A 16060-nucleotide genomic window follows, 5' to 3' on the forward strand; every position below is an offset into this window, starting at 1 on the left:
GGCGGCTTCGGGCTTTCCGCATGGCGGGCTCAGTCCATGGTTTTCAGCCCATCCGCCATGACCTCGCGCACGCCCTTGATCTCCTTGGCCTTGGTAATGGCCATCTCGCGCTCGGCCTCGGTGGCCACCGTGCCGGTCAGCGAGACCACGCCATCCTTGGTCTCCACTTCGATATCCATGCCAGGGGTGCTGTCATCCACCAGCAGGGCGGATTTGACCTTGGTGGTAATCCAGGTGTCGGACACCGCATCACCCGCTTCGTCCATGGTCGACTCGCCGGCCGCCAGCAGGACACCTGCCATGGGCTGGTCTGCCCAGGCGGGTACGAGAGGGAGGCCGAGAACCAGGGCCAGCGCGGAGGCGCTCAACGTTGTCTGGACTTTCTTCATGCTGTTCACTCCTGTGTTTTCAGGGGACTCCACGGCACTCTCCGGCCGCAGTGGAGGGGTAGACCCGGCAATCCCTCGCGCAGTTCAGAGCAGCCTGCCGATTGGCCTCGCTCGCTTTCTCTGTCCGGAAACGAAAAAGGCCCCTTACGGGGCCTTTTCGTACCGGTGTCGCTTAGACCTGGGAAGCCTTGGCGGCGGCGACGTCCTTGATGGACAGCTTGATGCGGCCGCGGTTGTCCACGTCCAGCACCAGCACTTCCACTTCCTGACCCTCCTTGAGGATGTCGGTGACCTTCTCCACGCGCTGATCGCTCAGCATGGAGATGTGCACCAGGCCGTCCTTGCCGGGCAGGATGTTGACGAAGGCGCCGAAGTCGACGATGCGCTCGACGCGGCCGGTGTAGATCTTGCCGATCTCGGCCTCGGCGGTGATCGCCAGCACGCGCTGCTTGGCGGCCTCGGCGGCTTCCTTGGTCTCGCCGAAGATCTTGACGGAGCCGTCGTCCTCGATGTCGATGGAGGCCTTGGTCTCCTCGCAGATGCCGCGGATGACCGCGCCGCCCTTGCCGATCACATCGCGGATCTTGTCCGGATCGATCTTCATGGCAATCATGGTCGGCGCATTGGCCGACAGCTCGCTGCGGGACTGCGAGATCACCTGGTTCATCTGGCCGAGGATGTTCAGGCGCGCTTCCAGCGCCTGGTTCAGCGCGATCTCCATGATCTCTTCGGTGATGCCCTGGATCTTGATGTCCATCTGCAGGGCGGTGACGCCCTTGGCGGTACCGGCCACCTTGAAGTCCATGTCGCCCAGGTGGTCTTCATCACCCAGGATGTCGGTCAGCACGGCGAACTTGTCGCCTTCCTTGACCAGACCCATGGCGATACCGGCTACCGGAGCCTTCATCGGCACGCCGGCATCCATCAGGGCCAGCGAGGCGCCGCACACGGATGCCATCGAGGAGGAGCCGTTGGACTCGGTGATCTCGGACACCACGCGGATGGTGTAGGGGAACTCGTCGGCGCTGGGCAGCATGGCCTGCACGCCACGACGGGCCAGACGGCCATGACCGATCTCGCGACGACCGGTAGCGCCCATGCGGCCGCACTCACCCACCGAGTAGGGCGGGAAGTTGTAGTGCAGCAGGAAGGGATCCTTCTTCTCGCCTTCCAGGGTGTCGAGGATCTGCGCGTCGCGGGCGGTGCCGAGGGTGGCGACCACCAGGGCCTGGGTTTCACCGCGGGTGAACAGCGCGGAACCGTGGGTCTTGTCCAGCACGCCGACTTCGATCTTCAGCGGACGCACGGTGCGGGTGTCACGACCGTCGATACGCGGCTTGCCGTTGACGATGTTCTCGCGCACGGTGCGGTACTCGATCAGGCCGAAGGCTTCCTTCACCTGGGCCGGGGTGTAGGCGGCGTTCTCGTCACCGGCCAGCTTGGCCACCACCTGGTCGCGCAGCTCGCCGAGGCGGGCATAGCGGTCCTGCTTGACGGTGATGGTGTAGGCCTGAGAAACGGCATCACCCAGCTCGGCCTTGATGGCGTCCAGCAGCGCAGTATTTTCGACCGGAGCGTTCCAGTTCCAGGCCGGCTTGCCGGCTTCGGCGGCAAATTCCTTGATGGCCTGGATGGCGGTCTGGAACTCCTGGTGGGCGAACAGCACGGCGCCCAGCATCTGGTCTTCGGTCAGCTCCTTGGCTTCCGATTCAACCATCAGCACAGCGTCCTGGGTACCGGCCACGACCATGTCCAGGCTGGAAGCCTGCTGCTGTTCGTAGGTCGGGTTCAGCAGGTAGCCGGTTTCCGGGTGGAAGGCCACGCGCGCGGCGCCAACCGGGCCCTGGAAGGGAATGCCGGAGATGGCCAGCGCTGCGGAGGTGCCGAGCATGGCGGCGATGTCCGGATCGGTCTTCTTGCTGGTGGAAACGACCGTGCAGATGACCTGCACTTCGTTCATGAAGCCTTCCGGGAACAGCGGACGGATCGGACGGTCGATCAGGCGCGAGGTCAGGGTTTCCTTCTCGGAGGGACGCGCCTCACGCTTGAAGAAACCACCGGGGATCTTGCCGGCCGCGTAGGTCTTTTCCTGGTAGTGCACGGACAGCGGGAAGAAGTCCTTGCCCGGGTCGGCCTGCTTGGCGGCGACTACGGTGACCAGCACGGTCACATCGTTATCGATGCTGACCAGTACGGCGCCGGTGGCCTGGCGGGCAATGCGGCCCGTTTCGAGCGTTACGGTCGACTGACCGAACTGGAATTTCTTGGTAACCGGATTCACGGTGTTTTCCTTCTCTGTGTTGCCCTTGGGGAAATCGGTTGGAATGCCGGGAGTCGGACCCGATCCTTCCAGTACAGAAAGCGGAAAGCTGGAAGTGGAGAGTTGCAAGCGGGACAGCTAACCCACTTCCAACTCCCCACCCCCAGCTTCCAGCCTTCCAGCTCGCGTACGTCTTAGCGACGCAGGCCCAGACGCGCGATCAGGGCGCTGTAACGAGTGGCATCCTTACCCTTCAGGTAGTCCAGCAGCTTGCGGCGCTGGTTAACCATACGGATCAGACCACGACGGGAGTGGTGGTCCTTGCCGTTGGCCTTGAAGTGATCCTGCAGCTTGTTGATGTTGGCGGTCAGCAGAGCAACCTGCACTTCGGGGGAACCGGTGTCGCCTTCGTGCTGCTTGTTCTCGTTAACGATCTGGGCTTTTTCTTCAACGCTCAGTGCCATGGTATGGGCTCCTTGAGTGAACAGGCCGGGAATCGCTTCCCGTGTTTATGAATAGAGGCATGACCGTGCCTGTTGACAGCCACCCTCGGGGTGCGCCGCACGAGGCGGCGCGTTACGGTCATTCCGACCGAATCAGTCGACGCGGGGCGATGCGCCCGTCGTCGCTCGCCTCACCGATACCGATGAAGCGTCCCGCATGATCCTGCACCCGCATCAGCCCCTGCTCCGGTGCGCCAGGCGCGCGTACCGGCTGTCCGTGCAGCCAGTAGTAGGCGCTGTGCTCGGTCAACTGGATCACCGGCCAGTCCTGCAGGCCGCAATCCACCGGCAGCAGGAACCGATCCAGCGCCTCGGAGCCGCCTTCTGCGTGGGCCTGTTCCAGCGTTTCCAGGCTCACCGCCTGGGCCAGCGTGAACGGGCCGGCCTGGGTTCTGCGCAGCTCGGCGACGTGCGCGCCGCAACCGAGCATCTGCCCGAGGTCTTCGACCAGGGTACGAATATAGGTGCCCTTGCTGCAGCTCACGGCCAGGCGTGCCTGGTCATTATCCAGAGCCAGCAGTTCGAGCTGCGAGATAGTAACAGAACGCGCCTCGCGCTCCACTACCTCGCCGGCGCGCGCCAGCTTGTACAGCGGCTGGCCGTCCTTCTTCAGGGCCGAATACATCGGCGGAACCTGCTGGATATCGCCACGAAAACGCGGCAGCAGCGCTTCGATATCGGCGCGGGTCACTGCGACATCACGACGCTCCAGCACCTCGCCTTCCGCGTCGCCGGTACTGGTGGTGACGCCAAGCTGGGCCAAGGTCTCGTAGGCCTTGTCGGCATCCAGCAGGTATTGGGAGAACTTGGTGGCCTCCCCGAAGCACAGCGGCAGCACACCCGTCGCCAGCGGATCGAGGCTGCCAGTGTGGCCGGCCTTCTCGGCGTTGAGCAGCCAACGCACCTTCTGCAGCGCGGCGTTGGAGCTGAAACCGCGTGGCTTGTCGAGGATCAGCACGCCATGCACAGCGCGGCGAATACGTTTGACTTGCGCCACGCTCACTCCTCGCCCTGATCGTGCCGACGGTCTTCGGCCACCGCGCGCTCGATCAGCGCCGACAATTCGGCGCCACGGCGCACGCTGGCGTCGTAGTGGAAATGCAGTTGCGGCACGCTACGCAGCTTCATGGACTTGCCCAGCAGCATGCGCAGGTAGCCGGCGGCATCGTTGAGGATCTCCAGGTTCAGCGCCAGCTTCTCGTCGTCGAAGTCGCCCATCAGGGTGATGAACACCTTGGCATGGCCGATGTCACGACTGACATCCACGGCGGTGATGGTGATGAAACCCAGGCGCGGGTCCTTCACTTCACGGGGGATCAACAGGGCCAGCTCGCGCTGCATCTGGTCGCCGATGCGCTGGGTACGGCTATATTCTTTGGCCATCATTCATTACTCGCTAAAAGCCAAAAGCTGGAAACCCCAGCCGGCGCCGCCCACAAGGGCGGCTCCGGCTGACGGCTTCCAGCTTCCGGCAGGTGTCCGCTTACAGCGTACGGGCCACCTGGACCTTCTCGAAGACTTCGATCTTGTCGCCGACCTTGACGTCGTTGTAGCTCTTCACGCCGATACCGCACTCCATGCCGGCGCGCACTTCGGCGACGTCGTCCTTGAAGCGGCGCAGCGATTCCAGCTCGCCCTCGAAGATCACCACATCCTCGCGCAGCACGCGGATCGGGCGGTTACGGTGCACGATGCCTTCAACCACCATGCAACCGGCTACCGCACCAAACTTCGGCGAGCGGAACACATCACGCACCTCGGCGATGCCCAGGATGTGCTCGCGCACCTCGCTGCCCAGCATGCCGGTCAGCGCCTTCTTGACGTCTTCGATGATGTCGTAGATGACGTTGTAGTAGCGCAGATCCAGGCCTTCCTGCTCGACGATCTTGCGCGCGCCGGCGTCGGCACGCACGTTGAAGCCGAACAGCACCGCATTGGAAGCCAGCGCCAGGTTGGCATCGCTCTCGGTGATACCACCGACACCGGCGGCGACCACGCGCACCTGAACTTCCTGGTTGCCCAGCTCGGACAGGGCGCCCTGCAAGGCTTCCAGGGTTCCGCGCACATCGGTCTTGAGGACGATGTTGAGCATCTTCTTCTCGTCCTGACCCATGGTCTCGAAGATGTTCTCGAGCTTGGCGGACTGCTGGCGAGCCAGTTTGACCTCGCGGAACTTGCCCTGACGGAACAGTGCCACTTCGCGGGCCTTCTTCTCGTCGGCCACCACGGTGAGGTCATCACCGGCTTCCGGCGTGCCGTCCAGGCCGAGAATCGCCACCGGGATGGAGGGCCCGGCTTCCTTCACGTTTTTGCCGTTCTCGTCCAGCATCGCGCGCACGCGGCCGTAGTTCACGCCGCATAGCACCACGTCGCCCTGACGCAGGGTACCGTCCTGGACCAGCACGGTGGCCACCGGGCCACGGCCCTTGTCGAGACGGGACTCCACCACCACACCGCGACCGGGTGCGGACGGCGTGGCCTTGAGCTCAAGCACTTCGGCCTGCAGCAGCACGGCTTCCAGCAGATCGTCGATACCGGTGCCCAGCTTGGCGGAAACCGGGATGAACGGAGCATCGCCGCCCCACTCTTCCGGAATCACATCGAGCGCGGCCAGGCCGTTCTTGATGTTGTCCGGATTGGCTTCGGGCTTGTCGATCTTGTTGATGGCGACCACGATCGGTACACCGGCGGCCTTGGCATGCTGCACGGCTTCCTGGGTCTGCGGCATCACGCCATCGTCCGCCGCCACCACCAGGATGACGATATCGGTCGCCTGGGCACCACGGGCACGCATCGCGGTGAACGCGGCGTGGCCGGGGGTATCCAGGAAGGTGACCATGCCACGATCGGTCTGCACGTGGTAGGCGCCGATGTGCTGGGTAATGCCGCCGGCTTCGCCGACCGCCACCTTGGTACGACGGATGTAGTCGAGCAGCGAGGTCTTGCCGTGGTCGACGTGACCCATCACGGTCACCACCGGTGCGCGCGGCGCGCTCTCGCCCTCGAACTTCAGGGATTCGGCCAGTTGCTCTTCCAGGGCGTTGTCGCTCACCAGCTTGACCTTGTGCCCGAATTCCTCGGCGACCAGTTGAGCGGTCTCCTGATCGAGCACCTGGTTGATGGTGACGGGCGAGCCCATCTTGAACATGAACTTGATGACTTCGGCGGCCTTGATGGCCATCTGCTGGGCCAGTTCGGACACCGTGATGGTTTCGCCGATGGCCACGTCGCGCACGACCGGGCCGCTCGGGCTCTGGAACCCATGCTGGTTGCGCTTCTTCAGGCGGCCCTTGCCGCCACGACCGCCACGACGGAAGGCTTCGCCCTCGTCTTCGGCATTGCGCGGCGCGATACGCGGCGCCGGACCCTTGTCCTTCAGCGACGGACGCTGGGCGCCCTTGCGGTCACGACGCTCGTCGTCATCGCGGGCACGCTCGACGCGGCGCGGCTCTTCCTTCTTGCGTTCTTCGCTCGGCGCGGCAACGGCCACGGCAGCCGGGGCCTTGGCAGCTGCCGGAGTCGGTGCGACCACCGGAGAACCGGCCCTCTTTTCCGCTTCCAGGCGTGCCTGGCGAGCCGCTTCTTCTTCCGCCTGACGGCGGGCTTCCTCAGCCTTCTGGCGCGCGGCGGCCTCCTCGGCGGCGCGCTGGGCCTCCAGCTCGCGCTGCTGCTCGGCCTCGATCTCGGCAGGGCTGCGCTTGACGTAGGTCTTCTTCTTACGGACTTCTACGCTAATAGTCTTGCTGCCAGACACCTTCAGGGTCTGGGTAGTCTTGCGCTGCAAGGTGATCTTGCGCGGACCTTCGGCCTTGGAGCCGTCCCCCTTCAGGTGGTTCAACAGGGTCTGTTTCTCATTGTCGGTCACCACTTGCTCGGCACTCGTGTGCGGTAGACCCGCCTCACGCATCTGCTGCAGCAGGCGCTCGACCGGTGTTGCGACCACATCGGCCAGTTCTTTCACCGTGACTTGCGTCATGCATCTCTCTCCTCAGGCCGCGACTGCTTACTCGAACCAATGGGCTCGGGCGGCCATGATCAGCTTGCCGGCACGCTCTTCGTCCATGCCGTCGATCTCGAGCAGGTCGTCGATCGACTGCTCGGCCAGGTCTTCGCGGGTAGCCACGCCCCGCACTGCCAGTTCCACCGCCAGCTCCTTGGTCATCCCATCGAGCGACAGCAAATCTTCGGCCGGCTGTACGTCTGCGAGCTTTTCCTCGGTCGCGATCGCCCTGGTTAGCAGGCGATCCTTGGCGCGGGCACGCAGCTCGTTAACAATTTCCTCATCGAATCCATCGATGCTCAGCAGTTCTTCCATGGGTACGTAGGCGATTTCCTCCAGGCTGGTGAAGCCTTCTTCGACCAGCACCTGGGCCAGTTCCTCGTCGACCTCCAGATCATCGACAAAGGCCTTTAGAATGTCGCCGGTTTCAGCCTGCTGCTTGGCCTGAATGTCCGACTCGGTCATGACGTTGAGGGTCCAGCCTGTCAGCTGGCTGGCCAGGCGCACATTCTGACCCCCGCGGCCGATGGCTTGGGCCAGGTTGTCTTCCGCCACGGCAATATCCATGGCGTGGGCGTCTTCATCGACAATGATCGCCACCACTTCGGCAGGCGACATCGCGTTGATGACGAATTGGGCCGGATTTTCATCCCAGAGCACGATGTCCACACGCTCGCCGCCGAGCTCACCGGAAACGGCCTGCACCCGGGAACCGCGCATGCCGATGCAGGCGCCCTGCGGGTCGATACGCTTGTCCTTGGAGCGCACGGCGATCTTGGCGCGCGAACCCGGGTCGCGGGAGGCAGCCATGACCTCGATGAGTTCCTCGGCGATTTCCGGCACCTCGATGCGGAACAGCTCGATCAGCATCTTTGGATCGGTGCGCGACAGGATCAGCTGCGGGCCGCGGTTCTCGCTGCGGATTTCCTTGAGCAGGGCGCGCACGCGACCGCCAACACGGAAGATCTCGCGTGGAATAGTTTCCTCGCGCGGCAGCAGGGCTTCGGCATTGTTGCCCAAGTCCACGATGCAGCTGTCACGGGTCACCTTCTTGATGGTGCCGGAAACGATCTCGCCGACCTTGCCACGGTAGGCATCAACCACCTGGGCACGCTCGGCTTCGCGAACCTTCTGTACGATGACCTGCTTGGCGGTCTGCGCGGCGATGCGACCAAATTCGATGGACTCGATGGGCTCCTCGATCAGATCGCCCACTTTGGCGTCAGGCTTGCGCTCCTGCGCCTGCTCGACGGTCAGCTCGGCAGCCGGGTTGACCAGGTCCTCATCGGCGACCACGGTCCAGCAGCGGAACGTTTCATAATTGCCGCTCTGACGATTGATGGCGACCCGCAGATCGACCTCTTCCTCGTATCGCTTCTTGGTGGCGGTGGCCAGAGCCAGCTCCAGCGCCTCGAAAATCACACCAGCCGGTACACCTTTCTCATTGGATACCGACTCAACCACCAGCAGTACTTCTTTGCTCATGTACGCCTCGCCTTCGCAATCCATTGGATCCGCGGGATCCGTGCCTTAATCAAAACGGGGAACGATGTTGGCCTTGTCGATCGAATCGATCGGCAAGAGGAATTCGTGATCGTCTACAAGCACCACCACATCCTGTTCCTCGACCCCGCGCAGGACACCCTGGAAATTGCGTCGCCCCTCGAAGGGCACGCGCAACTTGATCTTGACCTGCTCTCCGGCATGAGCAGCAAACTGCTCCAGGGTGAACAAAGGCCGATCCATTCCCGGGGAGGATACTTCCAGGGTGTACTCATTGCTGATCGGATCTTCCACATCCAGTACACCGCTCACCTGACGACTGACCTTTTCGCAGTCCTCGATGAAGATGCCATCGGCATGATCAATATAGATTCGCAGCAGGGAATGCTTGCCCTGGGAGAGAAACTCGATACCCCAGCACTCATAGCCAAGGGCTTCTATTACAGGAGCAACTATCGCCTGCAACTGTTCTAGCTTGCTCGACATCGAGAGCCCCCTCTTTTTTCTTGTGAAATAAAAAATGGGCGAGACGCCCATCCATGCTTGCCATTCCTTACGAATGACTCGAAGACTGCGCAGCCAACAAAAAGCCCCTGGACAGGGGCTTGGCTACAGCGGGTTGCGAGACCGGAACCATCAGCCCTCCGGAAAAACGGAAGACCGGCTTCCCGGCGCCACGCCGCGACAAAGCTGGGCCACGAGTATACGCAGGAGTCCCAACACGGTCAATCGCACCTGCCGGAACGCAAGAGACCCGCATGAAGCGGGTCTCTTGGATATGGTACCGAGGAGGGGACTCGAACCCCTACAGCCTATGGCCACTACCACCTCAAGGTAGCGTGTCTACCAATTCCACCACCTCGGCAAAACCTTGCCTTACCGTTCCGGAACCTCCGGAACATCACCCGCTTCCTGCGGAGCCGAACGCCCCTCAAGAACAGGAACATCTTCTTCGACAACCTTCTTCGGCACTTCCAGCACCGCCGGATCAGGCAAGCCGATCTGACCGAGCTGTTCCGCCTTCTGGCTGGCGAAATACGCCAGACCCAGACTGGTCACGAAAAAAACCGCGGCGAGTATACCAGTAACGCGACTCAGAAAGGTAGCAGAACCCTGGCTTCCAAACACCGTGCCAGACGCACCAGCACCAAAGGAAGCACCCGCCTCCGCACCCTTGCCCTGCTGCAGCAGCACAAGACCAACAAGGCCTAGTGCCATTAGCAGATGAACTACGATCACGACAGTCTCAAGCATCTTCAGCTTCCCGCGGCACGACAGATCGCACCAAACTCATCCGCATTCAGAGAGGCCCCACCAATGAGACCACCGTCGATATCCGGCATGGCAAACAGCTCAGCCGCATTGGCAGCCTTCACACTGCCGCCATACAAAATTCTTACACCGCGCGCCACATCGGCACTTTCGGTTCGCAACTGCGCCCTGATCGACGCATGCACTTCCTGAGCCTGCTCAGGACTTGCCGTCAGCCCGGTACCAATTGCCCAGACCGGCTCATACGCAACTACCGCTCGTGCAAATGCACCGACACCCAGCTGCTCAATCACACTGCCCAACTGACGCTGCACGACCTCGAGGGTCTTACCCGCCTCACGCTGCGCCAGCGTCTCACCGATACACAGGATCGGGATCAAACCACAGGCCTGCGCAGCGGCAAACTTTCGGCTCAGCATCGCCTCGCTTTCACCGAGAATCTGACGCCGTTCGGAGTGACCAACCAATACGTAGGCACACCCGGAGTCAGCCAGCTGACTAGCAGCTATCTCACCCGTCAACGCACCTTGCATCGGCTCGACCGCGCAATTCTGCGCACCCACACCGATCGCCTTCCCCTCGAGCCCAGTCACCACCTGAGTGACGTACAGCGCGGGCGGAATCACAGCAATCTCGACCCCTACCGGCAAAGCCAGCTGACGAAGACCCCTGATCAATTCAGCTACGCTGGCGCGGGTACCGTGCATCTTCCAGTTACCGGCTACCAGTGGTCGACGCATGCTTTACCTCGTCGGTCAAAGTGGGCGCAGATGTTACCCAAGACTTTCAATACAGGCAAGCGAATCAAACACATAGATTCACCTGCCTGACCATTTCGCTTATGCGCAGGCGTCGGCGACGACCCTGGCAAGCGCTTCGGCATGCTGCCGCACCTGGGCCTCGTCATCGCCTTCGACCATGACGCGAACCAATGGCTCGGTGCCGGACTTGCGCAGCAAGACCCGACCTCGCCCGGCCATCTTACGGGTAACCTCATCACATGCCTCCTGCACTGAGGGATTATCGACGGGATCCTTGCCGCCGTTGAACTTCACGTTGACCAGCACCTGCGGGCATTTGCGAATGCCACTGCAGGCCTGCTGCAGTGTTTCGCCACGCCGCTTGAGCGCCAGCAGGACCTGCAGGGCGGCAATTATGGCATCTCCGGTGGTGGTGTGCCGGCAGCAGACGATATGCCCTGAATTTTCCCCACCGAGCTGCCAGCCACGCTCCTGCAGCTCAGCCATTACATAGCGGTCACCCACCTTGGCACGAGCGAACGGGATTTGCATGTCGCGCAACGCCAGCTCAAGACCCAGGTTGCTCATCAGGGTGCCGACGACGCCACCATCCCCCATCAGGCCGCGCTCCTTCAAGTCGCGCGCGATGATGAACAGCAGCTCGTCACCATCGACCACGCGCCCAGTGTGGTCGACCATCAGCACCCGGTCACCATCACCGTCGAAAGCAACACCAAGGTCCGCACCCTGACTGACCACTTCAGCCTGGAGTGACTCCATATGGGTCGAACCACAACCTTCATTGATATTCAGCCCGTCCGGCTGCGCCGAGAGCACGCTCACCGTAGCCCCCAGCTCGCGAAAAACGCTCGGCGCCACCTTGTAGGTCGCACCGTGCGCGCAATCGACCACCAGCTTCAGACCAGCAAAACGAGTGCTGGTGGGCACGCTGCTCTTGCAGAACTCGATGTAGCGGCCAGCGGCGTCGTTGATGCGCGACACCTTGCCGATCGACTCGGCCACAATCATCGGCTCGTCGAGCAGCGCCTCGACTTTCGCCTCGATATCGTCGGGCAGCTTGGTGCCCTGACCAGAGAAAAACTTGATGCCGTTGTCGTAATAGGGATTGTGCGAGGCACTGATGACGATGCCGGCCTCGGCATGGAAGGTGCGCGTCAGATAGGCAATGGCCGGTGTCGGCATTGGCCCCAGCAGCATCACGTCGGCACCGGCGGCCACCAGTCCAGCCTCTAGGGCCGATTCGAACATGTAACCGGAGATGCGCGTGTCCTTGCCGATCAGTACCCGGCAGATGCCTTCGCGCCGAAACGCGACGCCCGCCGCCCAGCCCAGCTTGAGCACGAAGTCAGGGGTAATGGGGAACTGGCCAACCCGACCGCGAATGCCGTCGGTACCGAAATACTTTCTCGTCATCTCTACTCCATCTGCCTCAATCGGCAGTTTCGACTGCTGCAATCATCCTGACTACATCGACCGTTTCCGCCACATCATGAACGCGGATGATTCGAGCCCCCTTGATCACCGCCAGCGCCGCCAGCGCCAAACTGCCGGGAAGGCGCTGCTTGACGTCGCGCCCCAACACCTGGCCGATCATGCTCTTGCGAGATACACCCACGAGCAGCGGGCGACCCAGCCGGTGCAATTCTTCCATATGCTTGAAAAGCACCAGATTGTGGTCGAGGCTCTTGGCGAAACCAAAACCGGGATCCAGAACGATGCGCTCAGCAGCAATACCAGCCGACTGACAGACGTCCATGCGCTCACGCAGGAACTGCTCAACGTCCCGAGTAACGTCTCCATAGGACGGATTGTCCTGCATGTTGCCGGGCTCGCCGAGCATGTGCATCAGACAGACCGCCATGGCACTGTCCGCCACCGCATCCAGCGCACCATCGCGTTGCAGCGAACGGACATCGTTGATCAGCCCGGCACCGAGCCGCCCGCATTCACGCATCACTGCGGGGGTTGAGGTGTCGACAGAGATCACCACATCCAGCTCGCGAGCAATGACCTCGACCACCGGAGCCACACGCTCCAACTCCTCGCTGGGAGAGACCGCGCGCGCACCGGGGCGAGTCGACTCACCGCCGACATCAATCAGGGTCGCCCCTGCCTCGACCATCGCCGCGGCGTGCCGCAACGCCTTGTCGCGCTCAGTGTAGCTGCCGCCATCGGAAAAGGAGTCAGGGGTGACATTCAGAATGCCCATCACATGCGGACGGGCCAGATCAAGAACCCGGCTGCCACACGGCAGCCGGGTCGGGAGACAAATGTTACTCATGCTCAGTGTTCGCCCGCCGGGCCTCCGATCGGCGACTCCGGACGCTCACCTTGCGGTGCGGAGCTTCCCGAGGCCCCCGTACCACCCTGCCAGTCACGCGGCTCACGCGGCGGACGACCGGACATGATGTCGTCGATCTGTTCGGCATCAATGGTTTCGTACTTCATCAGCGCCTCGGCCATCATTTCCAGCTTGTCGCGATTCTCGGTCAGCAGACGCTTGGCCGTGCCATAGCAGGTGTCGATGATGCTGCGCACCTCTTCGTCGATCTGCTTAGCGGTCTCGCCGGACACATTGGTGTGCTGACTGCCGGCACTGCGACCCAGGAAAACTTCACCTTCCTCTTCGGCATACATCAGTGGGCCCATCTTTTCCGACAAACCCCACTTGGTGACCATGTTCCGCGCCAGCTGTGTGGCACGCATGATGTCGTTGGAAGCACCGGTGGTGACACCATCGAATCCCAGGGTCATCTCCTCAGCGATACGGCCGCCGAACAGCGAGCAGATCTGGCTGATCAGCGCGCGCTTGGACAAGCTGTAGCGATCTTCCTCCGGCAGGAACATGGTCACACCCAGCGCACGACCACGGGGGATGATCGATACCTTGTAGACCGGGTCGTGCTCGGGCACCAGGCGACCGACGATGGCGTGACCGGCCTCGTGGTAGGCGGTATTGAGCTTCTCCTTCTCGGACATGACCATGGTCTTGCGCTCGGCGCCCATCATGATCTTGTCCTTGGCCAGCTCGAACTCCTTCATTTCCACCAGGCGCTTGTTGACCCGCGCGGCAAACAGCGAGGCCTCGTTGACCAGGTTGGCCAGGTCGGCACCGGAGAAGCCGGGGGTGCCACGGGCAATCACGGCCGGGTCGACGTCGTCACCCACCGGCACCTTGCGCATGTGCACCTTGAGGATCTGCTCGCGGCCACGGATATCGGGTAGACCCACCACCACCTGGCGGTCGAAGCGGCCGGGACGCAGCAGCGCCGGATCGAGCACGTCGGGACGGTTGGTCGCGGCGATGACGATGATGCCGTCGTTCATCTCGAATCCATCCATCTCCACCAGCAGCTGGTTGAGCGTCTGCTCGCGCTCGTCGTGGCCTCCGCCGAGGCCGGCACCCCGATGACGACCCACGGCATCAATCTCGTCGATGAAAATGATGCAGGGCGCGTGCTTCTTGGCCTGGTCGAACATATCGCGCACGCGGCTGGCGCCGACGCCGACGAACATTTCCACGAAGTCGGAACCGGAAATGGTGAAGAACGGCACCTTGGCCTCGCCCGCCACGGCCTTGGCCAGCAGCGTCTTGCCGGTACCCGGCGAGCCGACCATCAGCACGCCGCGCGGGATGCGGCCGCCCAGGCGCTGGAACTTGCCCGGGTCACGCAGGAACTCGACCAGTTCGGCGACCTCCTCCTTGGCCTCGTCGCAACCGGCAACGTCAGCGAAAGTGGTCTTCACCTGATCTTCCGAAAGCAGGCGCGCCTTGCTCTTGCCGAAGCTCATCGGCCCGCCCTTGCCTCCCGCGCCGCCCTGCATCTGGCGCATGAAGAACATGAACACCGCGATGATCACCAGGATCGGGAAGCTGGCCACCAGCAACTGGGTCCAGATGCTCTGCTGCTCAGGCTGCTTGCCTTCGATGACCACGTTGTTGTCGATCAGGTCGCCGATCAGTCCGCTGTCCTGGATCGCCGGACGCACGGTCTTGAACGTACCGCCATCGGTGCGTTTGCCGGTGATCACGAAGCCATCGACGGTGACTCGCTCGACACGGCCATCCTGAACCTGGCTCAGGAATTCGGAATAGTTGAGCGTCTGCGGCTCGCTGGGGCTGGAGAAATTGTTCATCACCGTCACCAGGACGGCGGCGATGATCAGCCACAGGATCAGATTTTTTGCCATATCGTTCAATTCGCTACCCTCTGAGTCGCTCCGTTCGAGGCAACTCCCGCACGCGGCTGGTTGATTACCCGGCCTAACTTACTACACAACCCCTGCCGGGGCAGGTGGCGTCTGTAACCCTTTATGAACCTTTGACTACCGGCTCGGCACTTCATTGCATCGGAGCGCCGCGGAAACCACGCGCCAGGAGGTACTGCTCCCGGGAGCGATCACGCGAGGACAACGGCTTGCGGATCTGCACCTTCTCGAACATCTCCCGCGTCTGCTTGTGGTACGCATCGAAACCTTCGCCCTGGAAGATCTTGATCAGGAAATCGCCACCAGGCCGCAGCACGCGACTGGCCAGATCCAGCGCCAGCTCGCACAGGTACATGGCACGCGGCTGATCCGCGGCCCGCACCCCACTCATATTGGGGGCCATATCGGAAATCACAAGGTCGACGGGATGATCATCGATCGCTTCGAGCAGCCGAGCGAACACCGCATCGTCGGTGAAATCGCCCTGGATGAAGGTGACGTCGGGGATCGAGTCCATCTCCAGGATGTCCGAGGCGATCAGCCGCCCCTTGTCGCCAATCACCCGGCTGGTCACCTGCGACCAGCCACCGGGGGCCGCGCCCAGATCGACGACCGTCATGCCGGGGCGCAGGATGCGGTCCTTTTCCTGGATCTCCAGCAGCTTGTAGCTGGCCCGCGAGCGATAACCGTCGCGCTGAGCCATCTTTACGTAAGGGTCGTCGAAGTGTTCTTTCAGCCAGCGTTGACTGGTCTTGGATCGGGCCACGGAATACCTCTTGGGCGGCGGCTCGGGTACACTAGCCGCCTTTTTCGTACAGTGAAACGTCAGGGCTTGATTATGGCGCTCTCGCAAGAGCAGAAGAAACAGTTCAAATCTATCGGCCACCATCTGAAGCCGGTATTGACCATTGCCGACAACGGTCTCAGCGAAGGGGTAATGGCCGAGCTGGAGCGCGCCCTCGCCGACCACGAGCTGATCAAGATTCAGCTGCGTGTGGCCGAGCGCGACGACCGTCACGCACTGGTCGAGGAGCTTTGCCGTAGCGCGGGCTGCGAGCTGGTGCAAAGTATCGGCAAGGTGGCACTGGTGTACCGCAAGAACCCCAAACCGAACCGCCACCTCTCCAACATCCTGCGCCACCAGGCGTAACCGGCAAGACGAG

The 16060-nt window shown here is 62.3% G+C and carries 15 protein-coding genes and 1 tRNA gene; 1 reads left to right on the forward strand and 15 read right to left on the reverse strand.

The annotated features are described in order from the left end of the window. Positions 1–29: 29 nt before the first annotated feature. The 15 genes from AS93_RS0101760 to rlmE form a co-directional block, all read right to left on the reverse strand. On the reverse strand, positions 30–389 hold the full coding sequence (locus tag AS93_RS0101760) for a BON domain-containing protein (RefSeq protein WP_027588977.1): 360 nt from the start codon (positions 387–389) through the stop codon (positions 30–32). Between the two features lie 172 nt (positions 390–561). Then, positions 562–2670 (reverse strand): polyribonucleotide nucleotidyltransferase, encoded by a 2109-nt coding sequence (gene pnp / locus AS93_RS0101765; RefSeq protein ID WP_027588978.1) that lies wholly within the window; start codon positions 2668–2670, stop codon positions 562–564. A gap of 173 nt (positions 2671–2843) precedes the next feature. After that, positions 2844–3113, reverse strand: a complete 270-nt coding sequence (gene rpsO, locus AS93_RS0101770) for a 30S ribosomal protein S15 (RefSeq protein WP_027588979.1) — start codon at positions 3111–3113, stop codon at positions 2844–2846. 118 nt (positions 3114–3231) lie between these two features. Next, positions 3232–4149, reverse strand: a complete 918-nt coding sequence (gene truB, locus AS93_RS0101775) for a tRNA pseudouridine(55) synthase TruB (RefSeq protein WP_027588980.1) — start codon at positions 4147–4149, stop codon at positions 3232–3234. 2 nt (positions 4150–4151) lie between these two features. Next, positions 4152–4535, reverse strand: a complete 384-nt coding sequence (gene rbfA, locus AS93_RS0101780) for a 30S ribosome-binding factor RbfA (protein ID WP_027588981.1) — start codon at positions 4533–4535, stop codon at positions 4152–4154. A 100-nt stretch (positions 4536–4635) separates the two neighbouring features. Beyond that, positions 4636–7128, reverse strand: coding sequence for a translation initiation factor IF-2 (gene infB, locus AS93_RS0101785; protein WP_027588982.1), 2493 nt, complete (start codon positions 7126–7128; stop codon positions 4636–4638). A gap of 27 nt (positions 7129–7155) precedes the next feature. After that, positions 7156–8637, reverse strand: a complete 1482-nt coding sequence (gene nusA, locus AS93_RS0101790) for a transcription termination factor NusA (RefSeq protein WP_027588983.1) — start codon at positions 8635–8637, stop codon at positions 7156–7158. 45 nt (positions 8638–8682) lie between these two features. Next, the gene (gene rimP, locus AS93_RS0101795) at positions 8683–9141 is read right to left on the reverse strand and encodes a ribosome maturation factor RimP (protein ID WP_027588984.1); all 459 of its coding nucleotides are present in this window, start codon (positions 9139–9141) and stop codon (positions 8683–8685) included. 293 nt (positions 9142–9434) lie between these two features. Beyond that, positions 9435–9520, reverse strand: a tRNA-Leu gene (locus tag AS93_RS0101800). An 11-nt stretch (positions 9521–9531) separates the two neighbouring features. Then, positions 9532–9909 carry a preprotein translocase subunit SecG gene (secG, locus tag AS93_RS0101805; protein WP_027588985.1) on the reverse strand — a complete coding sequence of 126 codons (378 nt, stop codon included), beginning with the start codon at positions 9907–9909 and terminating at the stop codon, positions 9532–9534. Between the two features lie 2 nt (positions 9910–9911). After that, a complete protein-coding gene (gene tpiA, locus AS93_RS0101810) occupies positions 9912–10667 on the reverse strand; it encodes a triose-phosphate isomerase (protein WP_027588986.1) in 756 nt (251 codons plus the stop codon). A gap of 99 nt (positions 10668–10766) precedes the next feature. Then, the gene (glmM, locus tag AS93_RS0101815; protein ID WP_027588987.1) at positions 10767–12101 is read right to left on the reverse strand and encodes a phosphoglucosamine mutase; all 1335 of its coding nucleotides are present in this window, start codon (positions 12099–12101) and stop codon (positions 10767–10769) included. Positions 12102–12117: 16 nt separating this feature from the next. Next, positions 12118–12969 (reverse strand): dihydropteroate synthase, encoded by an 852-nt coding sequence (folP, locus tag AS93_RS0101820; protein ID WP_027588988.1) that lies wholly within the window; start codon positions 12967–12969, stop codon positions 12118–12120. A gap of 2 nt (positions 12970–12971) precedes the next feature. Then, positions 12972–14879, reverse strand: coding sequence for an ATP-dependent zinc metalloprotease FtsH (ftsH, locus tag AS93_RS0101825; RefSeq protein ID WP_027588989.1), 1908 nt, complete (start codon positions 14877–14879; stop codon positions 12972–12974). A gap of 151 nt (positions 14880–15030) precedes the next feature. Further along, entirely contained in the window at positions 15031–15663 is a 633-nt protein-coding gene (gene rlmE / locus AS93_RS0101830) for a 23S rRNA (uridine(2552)-2'-O)-methyltransferase RlmE (RefSeq protein WP_027588990.1), read from the reverse strand. 72 nt (positions 15664–15735) lie between these two features. Here rlmE and yhbY point away from each other — a divergent pair, with 72 nt between their 5' ends. Beyond that, positions 15736–16047: a ribosome assembly RNA-binding protein YhbY gene (gene yhbY, locus AS93_RS0101835; RefSeq protein ID WP_027588991.1), complete on the forward strand. Its 312-nt coding sequence runs from the start codon at positions 15736–15738 to the stop codon at positions 16045–16047. The last annotated feature ends 13 nt before the right edge of the window (positions 16048–16060 follow it).

Origin of the sequence: Pseudomonas sp. RL (genome assembly GCF_000647775.1) — a bacterium.
Taxonomy (GTDB): Bacteria; Pseudomonadota; Gammaproteobacteria; order Pseudomonadales; family Pseudomonadaceae; genus Serpens; species Serpens flexibilis.

What these genes read in the sequence shown, in the direction of transcription:
- AS93_RS0101760 (WP_027588977.1), bottom strand. Translation starts at nt 389, where the DNA reads ATGAAGAAAGTCCAGACAACGTTGAGCGCCTCCGCGCTGGCCCTGGTT.
- rpsO (WP_027588979.1), bottom strand. Translation starts at nt 3,113, where the DNA reads ATGGCACTGAGCGTTGAAGAAAAAGCCCAGATCGTTAACGAGAACAAG.
- rbfA (WP_027588981.1), bottom strand. Translation starts at nt 4,535, where the DNA reads ATGGCCAAAGAATATAGCCGTACCCAGCGCATCGGCGACCAGATGCAG.
- infB (WP_027588982.1), bottom strand. Translation starts at nt 7,128, where the DNA reads ATGACGCAAGTCACGGTGAAAGAACTGGCCGATGTGGTCGCAACACCG.
- nusA (WP_027588983.1), bottom strand. Translation starts at nt 8,637, where the DNA reads ATGAGCAAAGAAGTACTGCTGGTGGTTGAGTCGGTATCCAATGAGAAA.
- rimP (WP_027588984.1), bottom strand. Translation starts at nt 9,141, where the DNA reads ATGTCGAGCAAGCTAGAACAGTTGCAGGCGATAGTTGCTCCTGTAATA.
- secG (WP_027588985.1), bottom strand. Translation starts at nt 9,909, where the DNA reads ATGCTTGAGACTGTCGTGATCGTAGTTCATCTGCTAATGGCACTAGGC.
- tpiA (WP_027588986.1), bottom strand. Translation starts at nt 10,667, where the DNA reads ATGCGTCGACCACTGGTAGCCGGTAACTGGAAGATGCACGGTACCCGC.
- glmM (WP_027588987.1), bottom strand. Translation starts at nt 12,101, where the DNA reads ATGACGAGAAAGTATTTCGGTACCGACGGCATTCGCGGTCGGGTTGGC.
- folP (WP_027588988.1), bottom strand. Translation starts at nt 12,969, where the DNA reads ATGAGTAACATTTGTCTCCCGACCCGGCTGCCGTGTGGCAGCCGGGTT.
- ftsH (WP_027588989.1), bottom strand. Translation starts at nt 14,879, where the DNA reads ATGGCAAAAAATCTGATCCTGTGGCTGATCATCGCCGCCGTCCTGGTG.
- yhbY (WP_027588991.1), top strand. Translation starts at nt 15,736, where the DNA reads ATGGCGCTCTCGCAAGAGCAGAAGAAACAGTTCAAATCTATCGGCCAC.